Source organism: Brevibacillus sp. TJ4 (assembly GCF_044627595.2).
Lineage (GTDB): Bacteria > Bacillota > Bacilli > Brevibacillales > Brevibacillaceae > Brevibacillus.
Window position 1 is genome coordinate 1,185,833 of the sequence record NZ_CP185865.1, and the last position, 16,379, is coordinate 1,202,211.

A 16,379-nucleotide genomic window follows, 5' to 3' on the forward strand; every position below is an offset into this window, starting at 1 on the left:
GATTGCTATGCTACAATATGGACAAGAAAAATCCTAAATACTGGAAGTTGGGAGGAGAGAGCGTTTGGGTACAGCATTGCGAGGAAAGCGAATTGCGATTGGCGGTTCGCGGAAGACAGAAGAGATCAGCGCATTGATCGAAAAGCAGGGCGGCATACCGCTCGTCCGTTCACTGCAAGGCACCGTTTTTTTGGCAGCCGAACAGGTCGAGCCGAAGTTGAGAACTTTCATAGAAGAGGGAGCCGACTGGATCATGTTCACGACGGGGATCGGGACGGAGACGCTCGTGGACATGGCAAGGAAAATCGGGATGGAGGAACGCTTCCTGCATCTGGTTCAAAAGACCCAGGTAGCTGCCAGAGGGTACAAGACGCATCATGCTCTCAAAAAACTTGGCGTAAAACCGGTTGCAGTCGATGAGGATGGCACGACGAGGGGGTTGGTTCGCGCGCTGCAAGGCTATGATTTTGCCGGTAAGCGAGTCGTGGTACAGCTTCATGGAGAAAAAGCGCCGACGCTCCTTTCGTTTTTGAAAGACAGCGGCGCATCTGTGCTGGAGCTCCTTCCCTATCAGCACATCGAGCCGAAGCGAGAGACGGTAGAGCTTTTGTGCCAGGAGTTGCTGGCAGGTGAAATAGACGCCGTCTGCTTTACGACGGCCATTCAGGTACACGCTCTGTTTGGATACGCCGGGGAACAGGGATACGCGAGTGAAATACGGCAGGTATTTGCGGGCAGTGCAGTGGCAGCCGCCGTCGGCAAGGTAACGGCCGAGGCGCTGGAAGAAGAGGGTGTAGGACGGATCGTCGTTCCGGAAAACGAGCGAATGGGCGCGATGGTTGTTGAACTGGCGCGCTATTACGACAGTTGAAATCAGTCGCGGGAACGCCAAAATGTAAAAAATGGGTAAAATGTCCCAAATATTCAATCAACAATCTGGCAATGCACAAATCCATCTTATATAATATAAGATATTATCCCGCTAGTTTACGTTAGCTAGTTCATAAAAGGAGACTTCGCGTTTTGGAGACGATCGTATACCTGGTGCGTCACGGTGAAACAGATTGGAATGTTGCGAGACGAATACAGGGCCATAGTGATATTGACTTAAACGAGCTTGGCCATCAACAGGCGGCCCGACTGTCAAAGCAGTTCGAGGACAAGGCGATTCACGCTGTCTACTCGAGCGACTTGAGCCGGGCACGCAACACGGCAGCGCAAATTGCCCGTCTTTTCTCCCATGAGATTGGCACGCTTCCTTCGCTGCGCGAGCGCTGTTACGGACAGTGGGAGGGACTGAGCTACGAGGAAATCCGCGAGCGCTTCAACGGACAAGAAGAAGAATCCTATGGCATTGAGACGTTTTCAGACATGCAGCAGCGAGCTGTAGAGACATTGACCCAACTGGCAAAGTCCCATCCGAACGAGGCGATCGTGGTCGTCTCGCATGGGGGATTGATCAACAGCTTCCTGCATTACGTGACTGCAGGCGAACAAGGAACCGGAATTTCCAAAATCGACAACACCGGAATTTGCGTATTCCGCTACTCTGACCAACGCTGGAACGTGCTGCAAGTAAACAATACAGACCATTTGTAAAATTTGAGAACGATGTTGGGAGAGGGAATATCTCGTGCCAAGTTCAATGTTGGGGAAGTTAGAGACGGTCTTTTCCTATACAGCCCACTTTATCCTGCAATCTTGGCCGGAGGAGCGACCAGGCATCCTTTTCTTGACAGATTCCGAAGGCCGTCTCATCAACAAGATGGACATGCAGGTCGGCCGACCTTGGGAACCTCCGGGAATCGATCTCCTGCTGCATGCTGTTCCTGCCGGGCAGGTTGCGGGACCTCTGGGTGAGGCTCTTCGCACCGGAAAGATTGCCATCCACAGCTGTGAATCGCAATCGCTCGTTACCGCCGTATTTCCTCTGACCGAGCGTGACGGGATCACACGTATCGCCATTGGGATCGTAGCCCCGTCTGCTGAAATCGACTTTGACCTTGCTTCCTATCTGCGCGGCCTGGAGCCGCTGATCCGGATGGGCCTGGACGCCTACATCCAGCATGCTACCAGCCGCATCATCATGGGGGTAAGCGTGCATGAGACTGCACGGGAGCTTCTGCGCAGCCTGACCAGCCAGATTGTAGAGGTCGTACAAAAAGGGAACTGCTCTGCTGTCAGGCTGAACGCCGCTGGTTATCTCCTGCCATTCGAGCGGGTGACGACCGAGCCGTTGGAGGAGGACAGCCAGATCGTCCGGCTTATATCCGAACTGAAGACTGCCCCTGTAAAGCCATCCGTATTGCATGACAAGCGGGTAGTAATCGTACCGATGGGCTACCGCGGCACCTTGCTCTACGCCCTGTTTCTTCATCTGCCGACCGGACAGCAGGAAGAGTATTACGATGAAGGCGATGTCGCGTTCTTGCAGGAAGTAGCGGAGAAGACGAGCAGTGCCCTGTGGCGCGTCATGCACGCGGAAGAGCTGCGGCGGGAAGCGCAGAAGAAAAGCATGCTGTATCAGTTGATGTCGAGAATCCAGGCCTCGATCGACGTAAACGAGGTATTGCATGAGATTGTGTCAAGCATCCCGAGTCTTTTTCCAGATTATTCCGTCGAATTGTTCCTCACGGTAGATCCGGATGCCAATGCTCCTGTCAAACAGCTCTCCTTCCAGGAAGATTCGGGATCGGTCAGCACACGCGCCTATTTGGAAGGGAGTCTGATCGTGGAGAAGACCGAGGATGGCGAGAAAACGGTAATCGCCGCTCCGCTGATGGGCAAGCAAGGCATTTACGGAGTGTTGCAGCTCACGTCCGAACAGCTTGTTATGCCCAGCGAGTCGGACACCGATGCGATCTCAATTCTCGCCGATACGGCAGGCAAGTCCTTTGAAAATGCGCAGTTGTACCAACAGTCGCGCAACCTGATTCGCGAGCTGCGGCTGATCAATGAAATGGCCCGACAATTAAACCGCAGCCTGAACTTGACAGAGATTCTCGAATTTGTGACGACGATGCTGCGGGCTACCTTTGCTGCCGAGTTTTGTGCCATCTTGCGCAAGGAAGCGGAAGCGGGGCGTCTGTGCGTGCTCTCTTCATCCATGCCTGAATGGGTCGGGCGAACGCTGGAGTACGAGGAGACGCTGCAGCAGATCATGGAGAACAGACAGACCTTGCTGCTGGCTCAACCGGGCGCAGGAGAGCTTGCGTTTTCGCCATTTCCCAGCTATTCCCTGATGGGTGTCCCGCTGATGGTGGAAGGGGAGCCGAGTGGCGTATTGCTTGTTGCTGATTCGCGCCATCATTTTTTTAGTTTTGACGATTATAAGCTCTTGGAGATTTTCGGACAGCACACCAGCCTCGCCATGACAAATGCCATGCTTCATACGGAGATGGAGCGCATGGTCGTCACGGACAACCTGACCAACCTGTACACGCGCAAATATTTGAATGAGTGCGTGCGCACCTCCTTGGAGCAGGACAGCTACGGTTCACTCATCCTGATCGACATCGACTATTTCAAACACGTAAACGACACGTTTGGCCACCAGGTCGGCGACGAGGTGCTGATCCAGGTAGCCAACCTGATCCGGCGGAGTATCCGAGACACGGATGTGGCAGCGCGCTGGGGAGGCGAAGAACTGGCGATATACCTGCCGCGCGTGGATGAAGTGACAGCGCATGCGATCGCTGAGCGAATCCGCTGCTGCGTCGAGGAGGAGACTTCTCCGCAGGTGACGATTTCATCCGGTTTGGCGAAATGGAGCCGGGAAACCGACGCCAACCTGTGCGTAGAGGGACTGTTCCACCAGGCAGACATAGCCTTGTACGAAGCCAAAAACTCCGGCCGCAACCAGGTTGTATTGGCTTAGGAGCCTGCGCAGACGGCATCCCGCCTGACCAAGCCATTGCCTGTAGCTGTGCCTGGATGCAACTGTTTCTTGCATGCGATCCGTATTCTGCCACATCATGTACAGACTTCAAAGCCTTTTGCAGGTTGCCACAGCACGGTGGCAACCTTTTTTCGTTTGGCTTGTGGCACCAGCCCGCAGAATAAGCCCCTTCCTCCCCGGAAACGATAAAGGGGGAATAGCTGGAAGGAGGACGAACATGCGAAAAGGGTGGAAGCTGTGCCTGCTCGCCATTGCCGTTGCCGCAATCGGCGGGTGCAACCAGATGGGCGTACAGCAGCAAGACGAGCGCACGACGTACGAAGCGGTTCGCGATCAATTCGCTGCCGAGCCTGGATATGAATTTTACGGTCGGACGAAGCTGTTGTCAGGCAACAGCGCCAACGGCAACGTCGTCAATTTTTCCGGGCGCAAAGACGGAGAAGCCGTCTACATGAATGTGAAGCTGTCAGAGCCCGAGCTGAACCGCGTTCGTACGATTTCATTGCTGGCCCAGGGCAGCGAGAAAATTTTTGCCAAGCAGGAACAGGACACGGCATGGAGGTCTGGTCAGGGGCAGGAAGCAGCGCTCAGGCAGGAGCTGAACAACTGGGACCCGGCGTACGCCTTTACGCAAATGGACGAGATGAGACAAAGCATCAGTCGGGTGCACAACGAACGGACAGATGATGACGTGGAAGCGATCCAGGTCGTGCTCGACTCCGCCAAGCTCAAGCAGTGGCTGGCGACGCAGTTGGCTGAACAGCAGGGGACACAGATTCAGTCGATGTCGGCCAACGCGCTGCGGCATCGTCCAAGTGTCAAGCTGGCGTGGGCTCTGTCCACTGGCGGCGGTGCGGCGACAGAGCGGGCAGGGATGTCCATTCAGTCGGCGAATGCGAATCTGGGCGAACTGATCGACCGGATGGAAGTGGAGGCAGCCTATACGATCTACTACCGAAAATCGACCAGGCTCCCCACCAGTATCACGATGTCCATCCGTTCCTCCTACGATTACAACAATCAGCGCATTCAGGAGCATTCCCAGGTAGAGACCTACCTGCAAAACTACGGCAGGGTAAAGCCCGTGCCAAACCCGTAATCGCTTCGGACAAAAGCGTCCGGTTTTCTGCCACGACCCGGCAGAGGCCAGGCGCTTGTTTCTTTTTGCTGGCGATTATTTCCTGGCGATAAATCTATGTTCTCTTGCAATCTTCAGGAGGAATACTGGAAAACATTGTCGAATAAAGATCAGGACTATCTTTTTCCGTCGAACCATCTATACTTTACTGAGGATAGATACCTGACTGGACGGTCTGCCACATGCCGGTCCTGGGAGGGGAAGTTGGGCATGGAACAAACAAAATTGCGAATTTTGTCTGCCGCTGCCAAGCTGTTTGACATATACGGCTACAAAGGCACCTCTGTGCGCAAAATAGCCGAGGAAGCGCAAGTCAATGTGGCGCTGATCTCGTATCATTTTCAAGGCAAGCAAGGCGTGCTGGAGACCTTGATGGCTTCCTACTTCGACACCTTGTTTCGCCTGATCAGGGAACTGCAGGAAGAGATCGAGGGACAACCGAGCTTTCTGCAATTGGAGCAGGTGATCGGACTTTATGTGCGCTTCCAGTGTGAGCACGCTGCGATTACGCGGCTGATTCAGCGGGAATTGAGCGTGGAGACGATATTGTCCAGAGAAGTGATCACCTTGTATATGACACGCTACAATCATGGCATTGCCCATGTGATAGATGCTGGTATCCATTCGGGAGAGTTTCTCCCCGTCTTTGTCGATGGGGTCGTGCTGGCTGTCATCAGCCAAATCATGCACCCTTTTTTGCATCCGCAGATGGTTCGCCAAATATTTGAACTGGAACCGGCTTCGGAGGAGTTCGCAACGTGGCTGCATGCTTCTGTGATGAAATACCTTCGCGCCTGTTTGCTGCCTATGTCTGCAGACGATGCCCAATTGTGAATACATACGCTAAGGGGTTGACTATGAAGTGAAACGAAAACTAGTCATGCTCTGCCTGGCAGGCATGTTCCTATACACGAATCCAGTACACGCAACACCATTTCCGGACAAAACGGACCAGGTCATACAGGATGCGGATCGCTATCTGGAAAGTACGGAAAAGACAAGCCTGACCGAATCGCTGTCCGGGATGCCGGGGACATACAAGATCGTGGTCGTGGAGAGCACGTCGCCGGAAGCGGCAAGTCCCGACGAGTACGCCCAAAAGCTGTACGACAATTACAATCTGCCCGATGATGCGCTGATGGTCGTACTCGACATGAATACAGAGGAACTGGGAGTTTACGCCGGTGACGAATGGCAGGAGAAAGGCGCGACCATGGAGATGCTGCACGAAAAGGTCGCCGCGTACTATGAGCCATTTCGCAACCAGAAGCAATACGTAAATGGGATTGAAACATTTCTTATCGAGATCAATGCGGAGCTTCAGCGCCTGGGAACCCAGCAGGCAAGCGCGACTCCGTTGCCGGTGGAGGAACCAGCCGAAGCAGCACCAGAGTCCTCCTCGCTGCTCGGCGGTATTCCCTGGTGGGTGTATTTGATCGGTGCCGTTTTTGCTGCTCTTTCCATCTTGCTCGTCTACGCCATGATTCGCCGGCGTTCCATTTTCGCCCAGGTTGACGACGTCGAGGACTGGAAGGACGAGCTGGTCGAGAAAATTCAAGAGGTCGAAGTCGAGAAGCCGCTTCGTCGCGCCACTGGCAAGACGGAAGTGCGCTACCATCACATGGCTGACAGGAAAGAAAACCTGTTGCGCATCCGCATACCTGACGTGGAAATGATGATTCTGGACGCGGAGGAGGCGTGTGACCGATTCCGCTTTTCGCTTGCTATCGGCATCCTCGGAGAAGCACAGGAAGCGCTGGAGGCAATCGAACAGGAGCTGGCTGAGCTGAAATCCGATACGTCCCAGGTAGCGGTAGCCAAACAGGAGAACAAAATCCCGGAAATCGGCAAGCAGGTAGAGCATGTCGAGCGGCGTCTGTCCGACATGAGGCTGGAATACGGACTGTCGTTCCATGATATGAAGGCCACGCTGGATGAGGTAGAGACGATGCGCAGCCTGGTCAAGACGGCGCGCGCCGCAGGCGACGATGTCCACGCCTACGAGACGGCTTTGCAGGCGCAAAGCAAGCTGGAAGAGCTGACGAAGTCGCTCGAACTGGTGCCCAAGCTGGTAGAGCGGGTCAAACGTGAGCTGCCCAAAGAGTTCAAGCAGTTGGAAGAAGGAATTGATCAGGCGATTCGCGACGGCTTCGACCTGAGTATGGATGGTCTGGACAATTCCTTGTTGCAAGCAAAGCAGCTCATCAGCGCCGCCGCCAACGCCCTGGAAGAGGGAAATCTGAACGCCGTCAACACGCATGTCAAAGCGTTCGAAGTTCTCGTGGAGAACACCTATCAGGCGCTGGAAGCAACCGTTTTGGCGAAGCGCCAGGCAGCCGCTGTGGCAGCCCCTGCGCAAATCGAGCCGCCACTGGCAGCGGTTCCGACGGCTTCCGTGGAGCCGCCGCTTCCACCGCTCGATCAGCCGGAGCTTCGTGACGCTCTCGTCCAGGAAGAGAGTGCGACGAATGAAGCCGAGCAGCCAGACGGTGCGAAATGGCTGGAGGAAGATGCGGCCACGCCGTTGGACGGGCACGAAGAGCCGAAGCATGAAGACGAAGCGCTGACATCTGATCGCCCGGAAGAGGTAAAAGCCGAGGAAGAGCCAGAGTGGGTACAGCCAGATGAAAAACCCGAAGCGCTGACCGAGGTTGAAAGCGTACCGATGGCGGCGATAACCCAGGATGAGCGAAATGAATTGCTCCAGAAAAAAGCGGAGTCGTACATCCAGCAGGAGACAGACGGCTACACGGAACAAGAAAAAGCGGACGACGACGCCTTCGATGAGGAAGAGTACGAACTGGTCATCCCGAAAAAAGTGGAGCCTGAACCGACAGAGCCTGTAGAAGAAGAACCGGAGCGACTCATTATCGAAACGGAGGACGACGCTCTTGACGAGCTGGAGCGCATTTCCAACTCACTTGTCCGCCTTCGCCAGCAGATCAAGCGAAGCTATCTGCCAGGCATTCCCGATCAATTGAAGTACATGTTCGAGGAAGTCGTGCTGACTTTGGCACGCGTCAAAGCCGTAATGGAGCAATACCGCTACGATCTGGAAGAAGTGGCGATTCTCGTCCAGGACGCCTCCGATCAACTGGCGGAGACCGAACAAATGACGGAGCGAATCATCTCTACGTGCCAGTTGGCGGAAGGCGCGATCCAGTACACCAATCGCTACCGCCGCCAAAACCGCCAAGTGAACGAATTGCTGACCAAGGCAGAACAGGCATTCAGGCAGCTTTCCTTTGCGGAAGCCTACCAGTTGGCGGAGGAAGCGCGCCTGGTGATCGAGGGCGCGCCGGAAGAAGAGGAACCGTCTGGCTGGCTGTTGCGTCGCAAGAAAAAGGGGTGAGCAGCGGGACATGCTCTATCCCCTTTTCCTCCTCGCCGTAGGTGTGCTGCTGATGCTGCAGCCTCGGACCAAACGATGGCAAAATCGGCTGCGAATCCACTTTCAAGGCAACGAGCAGCGGGTGAAGCAGCGGGCGAATACGTTTTTTCTGTTGGGATTCGCGTTTGTTTTGGCAGGATTGGCGTATTTGTACAGGCTTGTCGTCTGACAGTGGCACGTAACAAGTAAAGGAGCAAGCGGATGGTTGCGCTGATCGATGGCGCGTCATCCGTTTTTATTTTGCAACAGCTGTCTGCCATGTCATTTTTGCACACTCGCCGCGAGCCTGCATGATCGAGACGCCACTGAAAACCAGGTATGGTATGATGAGGGAAAAAACAATCGTGCAAGGTGGTCGATCCAGATGAAGATAGCATTTTTATCCGATATTCATGGCAATGCGGTTGCGCTCGAGGCTGTACTTGATGACATACAAAAGCAGAAAGTGGACCGGATTTGTGTGCTGGGGGACATCTCCTACCGCGGACCGGAACCAAAGCGCGCCTTGGACATGGTCCGCGCACTCGGAGCGTCCGTCATCAAGGGCAATGCCGACGAATGGACCGTGCGGGGAGTGCGAGCGGGAGAAGTGCCGGAGACGATGCGGGAGATGATGAATCGGGAGCAGCAGTGGACTCGCGCTGGATTGACCGACGAAGATGTGGCCTGGCTGGACGCCTTGCCTTCAGAGCTGGTCGTGTCTGTTTCGCCGACACAGTCCATCCACGCCTTCCACGCGACGCCGGACAGCCTGTTTGAGATTGTTTTGCCCGACAAACCGACAGACGAACTGCGCGACAAACAGATGTCTGCTCACGATGCGTCCATCTACATATACGCGCATATCCATCTTCCCTTTGTCCGCTATATCGGGGGAAAATGTCTCGTAAATATCGGCAGTGTCGGCCTTCCGTTTGACGGACTGCCCCAGGCTTCTTACGCGATCGTGCAAGCAGAGGCAAATCGGCACCGGGTATCGATCGAACGGGTAGCCTATGATGTGGAACGGGTTGCAAAACAATACGAGGAGTCGGGATACCCGAACGCAGAAACGATGATCCGGGTCATCCGTAACGCGACCAGCCCGTTCGGAAAGTAGCGAACGGGCTGGACAGCGGAAGCAGGGGATTGGATAGGGTGGAACGGACGGGGGTACCTACCTGGTCAAACTCCCCATTTCCAAGGCGAGCTGCGCACTGCTGGTGCCTGCAGCATGACCGGAAGAAAAGGCGATGGTTATGTTGTACCCGCCTGTATGGGCGTGGACATCCATCACCTCGCCAGCGAAAAAGAGCCCAGGCATCAGCTTGGATTGCATCGTGCGCGGATCGATTTCCTTCACACTGACGCCCCCTCCGGTGATAAACGCTTCTTCCAGTGACAGAGTCCCGGTGATCGTCAGCGGGAACGCTTTGATCTGTTTGGCCAGCAGCGCCCAATCCTGCTTGCGCATATGGCTAAGGGTCGTATCCTCGGCAATCCGGGAGTGGGAGAGCAGGAGCGGAATCATCCGTTCCGGGAGATAGCCCCTCAGTACGTTTTTCACCGCTTTTTTCGGGTTTTCCTCGAGCATGCGCCAGCTTTCGGCTGCAATCTCGTCAACCGATTTGTCAGGCATCAGATCGAGGATCAGAGAGAGCGGGATGTCGCCGTACTTTTTTCGCGCGGTCGATACGTAATGTCCCATTCGCAGGGCAGCGGGACCAGAAAGGCCAAAGTGCGTGAAGATCATGTCGCCTTCCTGCGTGTTGATCTTTTTGCCGTTCGGAGCGAACAGCGTCATCTCGATCTCGCGCAAGGACAGCCCTTGCAGTGATTTGTCGCGGATAAACGGATCGTCGGCGACGAGCGGTACTTCGGTCGGGTACAAATCGGTGATGGTGTGCCCGGCTTCCCGAGCCCAGGCGTAGCCGTCGCCTGTCGAACCGGTCTGCGGCACAGAACAGCCGCCGACGGCAATCACCACACACGGAGCGGTCAGCGTATCCCCGGTACGCAACCGGATGCCGGCTACTCTCCCGTCCTGATACAGCACTTTCTCCACAGATGTGTGCAGGCGAATCTCGACTCCCTGCTCTTTGATTTTGTCAATCAGCGCCTGGGCTACCGTCACTGCCTTGTCGGTGACGGGAAACATCCGGCCGCGGTCTTCTTCCTTCAAGGCCACACCCAAGTCTTCGAAAAAGCGAATAATCTCCCGGTTGCCAAACTGGGACAGGGCACTATACATAAACCTGCCGTTCCCCGGCATTTGCTTGATCAGTTCGTCCAGTTCCTTGGCGTTCGTCACATTGCATCTGCCGCCGCCGGATATAATCAGCTTGCGTCCCAGTTTGCCGCCTTTTTCCACCAGGCAGACACGGGTGTTTTTGGCGGATGCTGCAATCGCCGCCATCAAGCCGGCTGTTCCCCCGCCGATAATCAGTACATCGTAGTCGTAGGCTGTATGGTTCATCTGTCGCAATCGTCCTTTTTTGCTAGGGTCTTCATTTCGCTCCCATTGTACCATACGTCAGCAGTCGTCTGCCTGTTGCTCAGCGACGCTCCAGTACAGTCGCAAGCGGCTGTTTTTCGAGGACGTAATGGACCACGTCGGAATCGCGGAGCAGATTGGTGACGATGTACCCTTGGGCAATGCGGGCCTGGAATACTTCGCTCGTCATCTCGCGCCATGCGGTCGCAGCTCCGAAGTCAGCCTGCTTGACTTTCTGGAAATGAGCCGGCACAGGGATGAGCAGTACAGGTTCCTGCTCGCTGTCCACGATCCCGGTCGGATGCGGGAGATCACCCACGAGCTTGTAGTGGAGCAGGGAAGGAGCCCCGGCCGTGTCACAGGTGTAGGGGACTCCCTCCCGATAGCTTTTCACCCGCTCGCTGTCGATAAACCACTCGACGAGAAAACGGTCCGTAGGCAAGCCGCGATTGAAGACATCGTTCATCTCGCCGTAGCAGTTGGGCAGGTAGGTGCGAACGACACCGCCCAGTTTGGCAATATTCAGAAAGCCGTTCACGCTCTCCAGCGGATCGTACGTCCAGGTGATTTTGCTGTGCTGGCGGCGGATCGCCTCGTCAAGCTGCAGCCATTTCATCTGCACGCCCAGACCTTGCTTTCGGTATTCCGGCAAAAAGCCCATCATATGCGAGCAAAGATGCGGTTGCCCGTCGGTATAGCCGGGAAAGCTGTACAAAAAACCGATCATGGTATCATCGTCAAACGCGCCAAGAAAGATGCCGCCGAATTTGGCAAAAGTGAGTGTCAGTTGAAGCGGAATGGGTGCCTCGCCAGCCCACACAGTCGATTCTATTTTCGGTAGCTGCTCCAGATCTTGTGTCGTTGTCAATGCTCGAAACGTAATCGTCATGCCGTGATTCCTCCCGCTGTACATGGTCTTATGTATTCCTTCATTCGGGACAGGGTTCGCTGATTCCTGCTAAAAACCGACATGTTGGTTGCATCTCGCAGTTCGGGTACGTGATAATAGAAGCGTAATACGTATTTGAGAGAGGATAGAAGAGGAGTGGCTTGCCATGAATGCGGTCTTGCTCTACACACGTCAAATCGACGAGGCCACATCTTTTGAATTCAATGTGTTTGACAACCAGTTTGCGACAGAAAACCTGGCTGTGCGCAAAGTGCTGATGTCGATGATGGAAGCGGTGCACGAGCGCTTGGACCGGCTGCTGGTCGAGTACAACGACAGCATGCTCGCAGAAAAGCTGGGAGCGCGTCGAGCAGCAGAGATCCTGCGCTCATTGGGCGGCACCCAGGAAAACATGCGAGAGAATCAGGAAAACGGCATCGTCATCAGCCGCTTTTTTGAAACGGAGTTCACGGAGGAGAAATACGCCTTCTTCTACAATATGACCGATATTGCCCAGCTTCCGCATTACCGGATGAAAGAGGGAGAGGCGGATCGAGTCGTATTTTACTACAGCCGCTACTTGCAATTGATTGCGCCTGACGAGAAGAGCGCTGAAAAGTTTCTGGCCAGGCTGTCCGATTTCTCTCTGCCGTACAAGCTCGTCCCGATTCCGTAACAGGTAAGCAAAAAGCCGTGTTGCTCCGTCATCCAGGAGCAACGCGGCTTTTTTGGTGCGTGCGCAAACGATCAGGTGGACGGACGGTTCGGTCCCTCCAGCTTTTTGTCGCCGTAGCCAGGTGCATCATTTTGAACCGATTTTGGCTGGTGGTTTTCCTCCTGGTGGAGAGTCCCAGCGGAACGGTTTTGCTTGTCTTCTTTCACGAGTCTGCCTCCTTTCTTCCTGTATGTAGGCGGCTGCAATGGAATTCGTGTGCTAGCGTGCGCCTGCCCGGTTCCCCAGACGGGTCGGAGGCTTGTCCGGGACAGGAGTTCCCTTGCCGTGGCGAGGCATGGCGTAGAGGGCAAACAGGCCGAGCACTGCCACCAAGAACAGTGTGGCCAGTCCGTAGGTGATCCACGGGCCTTTGCTGCCGACTCCGCCCAGCTTCTCCACCATCGTGCCGCCGATGCTCGTCCCCAGGGCTGTACCGATGCCCGCAACGAAATTGGAGAAGCCAAAATACGCTCCCAGCAACTCTGTCCGGGAAAAATGGACGACCAGGGTGTCTTGTACGGGCATCATCAGCATTTCGCCCAAAATAAACAGCAGCCCCGCACCGCTTAGCGTAAAAAAGTGATCCGCCCAGCCGAGTACAGTCAACCCGCTGCCGATAAAGAGGATGCCGATCGTCAGCGATAGGTACGGATTGATTCGTTGCAGGACGAAGCGGGAGATCAACCCCTGGAACAACACGACGCTCGAAGAGTTGATCGTCCAGATCAGACCGATCATCGTCGCTGTATGCAGTACGTGCTCCCCGCGCAGCGGCAGCACGAGAGCGAACTGTCCGTAGAGCGCCCAGACGAGCAGCATGATCCCGGAAAAAAACAGGTAGCTGCGATGGCTTACGATGCGTCTGTACTCGCTTAACGGTCGTCGCCGCTCGTTGGGTCTGGCCAAAAGGCGATCAGCGGGCAGGCGCAGCAGCGTGAACACCGCGAGGATACCGAACACGAGTGCAGAGATGAGAAAGGGCTGTCTGTTCATCGAGGTCAACCATGTAATGGTCAAACCGGCAACAATGATCGCCGCATGGGCGGCAATTCCCCGCCAGGAGAAAGCGGCGGTACGCTGGGCTGACGTGACCCTGTCGGCAATCAGCGCTTTCAGTGTAGGTGCCAGCAGCCCTGCGCCCAGGCCGTTTAGCGAAGAAGCCAGCAAAAACAGCAGAAAGCTGTCGGAAAAATGGTAACCGGTCATGGCGACCCCTTGCAAAATCGCCCCCCAGACGATGATGAGACGCCGTCCAAAGCGGTCGGACAAGGGGCCGCCGAGCAGGCTCCCTGCCAGAGAAGCGATGCTGCCCGCTCCGAGGACAAGACCTACCTGAGAGAGTGAGAGCATCCGTACCTTTTGCATAAGCACCGGGAAAACGGGGATGACCAGATAGGTGGCCAGATGCATGAAAAAAACGAGAACCAATAGCTGGATGTACGATTTGTTGCGCCACAGCGAACCTGTCGAGACTTCCATGATCGTCTCCTCTCTGTTCATCTCTCACGTAGTATGGATGGAACAGGAGTCACTCTATGCATCGCCTTGGGTACGCGTGGAAAATCGGGGAAACAGGCAGCTATCCAATCCAACGGGCTGTTTTCGACATATACCTATGCTAGGAAGGCGTGGGGCTGAGGAAACAAGGAGAGGTTCTAGTCTTGCGAAAGGAGGACGAAGATGAAAGGTTATTTCAACCAGGATCTTGAGGTTGTGATCTGGATCGTTGTCATTATCTTTCTCCTCTCCATATTTTTCGATGAAAGGGTAGATTGAAATGAGCCCATACCGGCGTATTCGCGGATTGAGCAACTACTACAAGTCCAATGAGGGCTTCAAGGAGTGGGTCCGGCAGAACGACCAGTGGTTTCAAAAAAATCCCGACGTGTTTTCGCAGCTTATGCGCAATCCGAAAATGGTCAATCTGTTCATGGACTACCTCGCGACAAATTCACCACTGATCGAAAAAAAGCTCGGCAGAATCGCCAGAAGGCGGAACAGACGGGGACGGCAAACCTGAAAGGAGGCGGGTGGCCGTCCCTTTTTTGCTGCCCGCGATGCGCAGTTTTTCGCCCGGGGTCATCATAATTGCCGGTCAAGCTGCGTAGGGATGTACCATACGCAGGACAATCTGGAGGTGAAGCAATGATGGCGCAGTTTGTGCTAACCTTTTTCGTCGCTTTTGGCATTGTCTTGGGTGGCTCTCTTTCCGGGGGACTGGGATCGTTTCTGACCGCGAAACCTCCGCTTTTGTCGATGGACCAACTGGCAGATCAGTTGAAAATCTGGGGAATCGTAGGAGCGCTGGGAGGCACGTTTGACTCGTTTTTGCAAATAGAAAAAATACTGGTCGGGAATTTTTCGCCTGTCGTAAAACAACTGGTGATGATCATAGTCGCCTTCTGGGGCGCGCATATCGGGACGATCTGTGTCCAGTGGCTGATTCAGGTGCGCTCATGAGCGGAAAGGTATGGAAAGGCTACATATCCATGTTTGTCATTGGCAGTCTGATCGGCGGTGCAACGATTTTGTTCGTGTACGGCCGCGAGATGGAAGAAATGATGCTGTTGACCAAAAGCATGGAGATGCAAAACAAAAAGCTGTACGAGGAAAACCAGAGCCTCAAGCAAAGCCAAAACGACTCGCGGAAAAAGCAGGAGGCCATAATTGAGGAAATCCGCGTCTCTGTACTCGATCCCAAACCGCATCCGACCATCGAGGTTCAGGTCGTCGAACAGATGGAGAAAGACCTCGCCTCGCTGAAAGAAAAGAAAATTGAGCAGGTGGCCGAGGTGCACCAGGTGCTGCACGAGATGCTGCGGCGGCGTGAGTACGTGCTCTCCGACGGAACGATGGCGGAGGTGCGGGTCAGGACAGTCGTCATCGGTCGCACCCTTCATTTGTTCGTAACGGCTGAAGTAAAGAAAGAAGAAGCGTGGAACAAGGTGGCACGAAACTTTCTTTTTCTTGAGCCGTATATTCAATCGAATCCGCATTGAGTATGGAATACGGGAAAAGGAGAGTTTTGGATATGTCATTGTTTAAGAAAATGCTGGCGAGTGTCGGCATCGGATCAGCACAAGTCGACGCCCGTATGGAAGAGGACAGCTTTGTTCCGGGCGATCTGGTAAAAGGAGAGGTCCACATTACCGGCGGCGACGTGGCCCAGGATATCGACGAAATTTATATGTACGTGATTACCCATTACGAGCGGGAGCACCAGGACAAGAAAGTGAAGGAAGAATGTACCCTGCTCAAGTACCGCCTGAGTGAAAGAATTTCGCTTGCGCCTAAAGAGCATGTCGTTCTGCCATTTTCTTTTACACTTCCGTACGAGACGCCGCTTACGATGGGACGCCAACCGGTATACCTGCGGACTGGACTCGACATCAAAAATGCACTCGACCCGGGCGATTCCGACTTTATCGAGGTTCGTCCCCATCCGCTGATGAGCAAGGTGCTTGATGCGATTCAGTCCATCGGGTTCCAATTGTACAAGGTGGATTGCGAGCACAACCGCCGTCTGGGTCGCGTGTATCCGTTCGTCCAGGAGTTCGAGTTCCGTCCGGTCGGACCATTGCGCAGCCGGATCGAGGAACTGGAAGCGATCTTTTTCCTCGGGGCAGACGGCCTGGAGATTTTGCTGGAAGTGGACAAACGGGCGCGCGGCTTCCTGGGTGTGTTGGAGGAAGCCTTTAACCTCGATGAGCGTTACGTCCGTTTTCGTCTGGACAACGCCGATCTGTCGCGTTCTACCAGCGAAATCGCTCATCACATTGAACGACTCATTCTTTCGCAAATCCGGTAATAGTATGAAAACGAAAACTGCCTGTTTGCCAAGCGGGCAGTTTTTTTCGTCGGAACTTTCATTTCCA

Annotated in this window: 17 protein-coding genes; 13 read left to right on the forward strand and 4 right to left on the reverse strand. The window is 54.7% G+C overall.

The window, feature by feature from the left end:
- Window positions 1-64: 64 nt before the first annotated feature.
- From ACAF76_RS05500 to ACAF76_RS05535, 8 genes are all read left to right on the forward strand, one after another.
- Window positions 65-871, forward strand: coding sequence for a uroporphyrinogen-III synthase (locus ACAF76_RS05500; RefSeq protein ID WP_421617632.1), 807 nt, complete (start codon window positions 65-67; stop codon window positions 869-871).
- Window positions 872-1,023: 152 nt separating this feature from the next.
- On the forward strand, window positions 1,024-1,599 hold the full coding sequence (locus ACAF76_RS05505; RefSeq protein WP_421617633.1) for a histidine phosphatase family protein: 576 nt from the start codon (window positions 1,024-1,026) through the stop codon (window positions 1,597-1,599).
- Between the two features lie 34 nt (window positions 1,600-1,633).
- Window positions 1,634-3,877: a diguanylate cyclase domain-containing protein gene (locus ACAF76_RS05510; protein ID WP_421617634.1), complete on the forward strand. Its 2,244-nt coding sequence runs from the start codon at window positions 1,634-1,636 to the stop codon at window positions 3,875-3,877.
- 238 nt (window positions 3,878-4,115) lie between these two features.
- Window positions 4,116-4,997 carry a hypothetical protein gene (locus ACAF76_RS05515; protein ID WP_421617635.1) on the forward strand — a complete coding sequence of 294 codons (882 nt, stop codon included), beginning with the start codon at window positions 4,116-4,118 and terminating at the stop codon, window positions 4,995-4,997.
- Window positions 4,998-5,246: 249 nt separating this feature from the next.
- Window positions 5,247-5,870: a forespore capture DNA-binding protein RefZ gene (gene refZ / locus ACAF76_RS05520; protein ID WP_421617636.1), complete on the forward strand. Its 624-nt coding sequence runs from the start codon at window positions 5,247-5,249 to the stop codon at window positions 5,868-5,870.
- A gap of 28 nt (window positions 5,871-5,898) precedes the next feature.
- The gene (locus ACAF76_RS05525; protein WP_421617637.1) at window positions 5,899-8,388 is read left to right on the forward strand and encodes a septation ring formation regulator EzrA; all 2,490 of its coding nucleotides are present in this window, start codon (window positions 5,899-5,901) and stop codon (window positions 8,386-8,388) included.
- A gap of 10 nt (window positions 8,389-8,398) precedes the next feature.
- Window positions 8,399-8,596, forward strand: a complete 198-nt coding sequence (locus ACAF76_RS05530) for a hypothetical protein (RefSeq protein ID WP_421617638.1) — start codon at window positions 8,399-8,401, stop codon at window positions 8,594-8,596.
- 195 nt (window positions 8,597-8,791) lie between these two features.
- Window positions 8,792-9,526, forward strand: a complete 735-nt coding sequence (locus ACAF76_RS05535) for a metallophosphoesterase family protein (protein ID WP_421617639.1) — start codon at window positions 8,792-8,794, stop codon at window positions 9,524-9,526.
- A 57-nt stretch (window positions 9,527-9,583) separates the two neighbouring features.
- On the opposite strand, the gene ACAF76_RS05540 is transcribed toward ACAF76_RS05535, so the two are convergent.
- The gene (locus ACAF76_RS05540) at window positions 9,584-10,882 is read right to left on the reverse strand and encodes an NAD(P)/FAD-dependent oxidoreductase (RefSeq protein ID WP_421617641.1); all 1,299 of its coding nucleotides are present in this window, start codon (window positions 10,880-10,882) and stop codon (window positions 9,584-9,586) included.
- A 79-nt stretch (window positions 10,883-10,961) separates the two neighbouring features.
- Complete coding sequence (locus ACAF76_RS05545) at window positions 10,962-11,789, reverse strand: GNAT family N-acetyltransferase (RefSeq protein ID WP_421617642.1); 828 nt, start codon at window positions 11,787-11,789, stop codon at window positions 10,962-10,964.
- A gap of 166 nt (window positions 11,790-11,955) precedes the next feature.
- Here ACAF76_RS05545 and ACAF76_RS05550 point away from each other — a divergent pair, with 166 nt between their 5' ends.
- On the forward strand, window positions 11,956-12,465 hold the full coding sequence (locus tag ACAF76_RS05550) for a hypothetical protein (RefSeq protein ID WP_421617643.1): 510 nt from the start codon (window positions 11,956-11,958) through the stop codon (window positions 12,463-12,465).
- A gap of 71 nt (window positions 12,466-12,536) precedes the next feature.
- On the opposite strand, the gene ACAF76_RS05555 is transcribed toward ACAF76_RS05550, so the two are convergent.
- Window positions 12,537-12,671 (reverse strand): hypothetical protein, encoded by a 135-nt coding sequence (locus ACAF76_RS05555; RefSeq protein WP_421617644.1) that lies wholly within the window; start codon window positions 12,669-12,671, stop codon window positions 12,537-12,539.
- A gap of 52 nt (window positions 12,672-12,723) precedes the next feature.
- Window positions 12,724-13,983, reverse strand: a complete 1,260-nt coding sequence (locus ACAF76_RS05560) for an MFS transporter (RefSeq protein WP_421617645.1) — start codon at window positions 13,981-13,983, stop codon at window positions 12,724-12,726.
- Between the two features lie 298 nt (window positions 13,984-14,281).
- On the opposite strand from ACAF76_RS05560, the gene ACAF76_RS05565 reads away from it, so the two are divergent.
- The 4 genes from ACAF76_RS05565 to ACAF76_RS05580 all read left to right on the forward strand — a co-directional run bounded on the left by ACAF76_RS05565 (window position 14,282) and on the right by ACAF76_RS05580 (window position 16,312).
- Window positions 14,282-14,524, forward strand: coding sequence for a hypothetical protein (locus ACAF76_RS05565; protein ID WP_421617646.1), 243 nt, complete (start codon window positions 14,282-14,284; stop codon window positions 14,522-14,524).
- A gap of 128 nt (window positions 14,525-14,652) precedes the next feature.
- The gene (locus ACAF76_RS05570) at window positions 14,653-14,964 is read left to right on the forward strand and encodes a YtrH family sporulation protein (protein WP_421617899.1); all 312 of its coding nucleotides are present in this window, start codon (window positions 14,653-14,655) and stop codon (window positions 14,962-14,964) included.
- Window positions 14,961-15,503: a hypothetical protein gene (locus ACAF76_RS05575; RefSeq protein ID WP_421617647.1), complete on the forward strand. Its 543-nt coding sequence runs from the start codon at window positions 14,961-14,963 to the stop codon at window positions 15,501-15,503. Before ACAF76_RS05570 ends, ACAF76_RS05575 begins: the two co-directional genes overlap by 4 nt.
- A gap of 32 nt (window positions 15,504-15,535) precedes the next feature.
- Window positions 15,536-16,312: a sporulation protein gene (locus tag ACAF76_RS05580; protein ID WP_421617648.1), complete on the forward strand. Its 777-nt coding sequence runs from the start codon at window positions 15,536-15,538 to the stop codon at window positions 16,310-16,312.
- Window positions 16,313-16,379 lie beyond the last annotated feature (67 nt).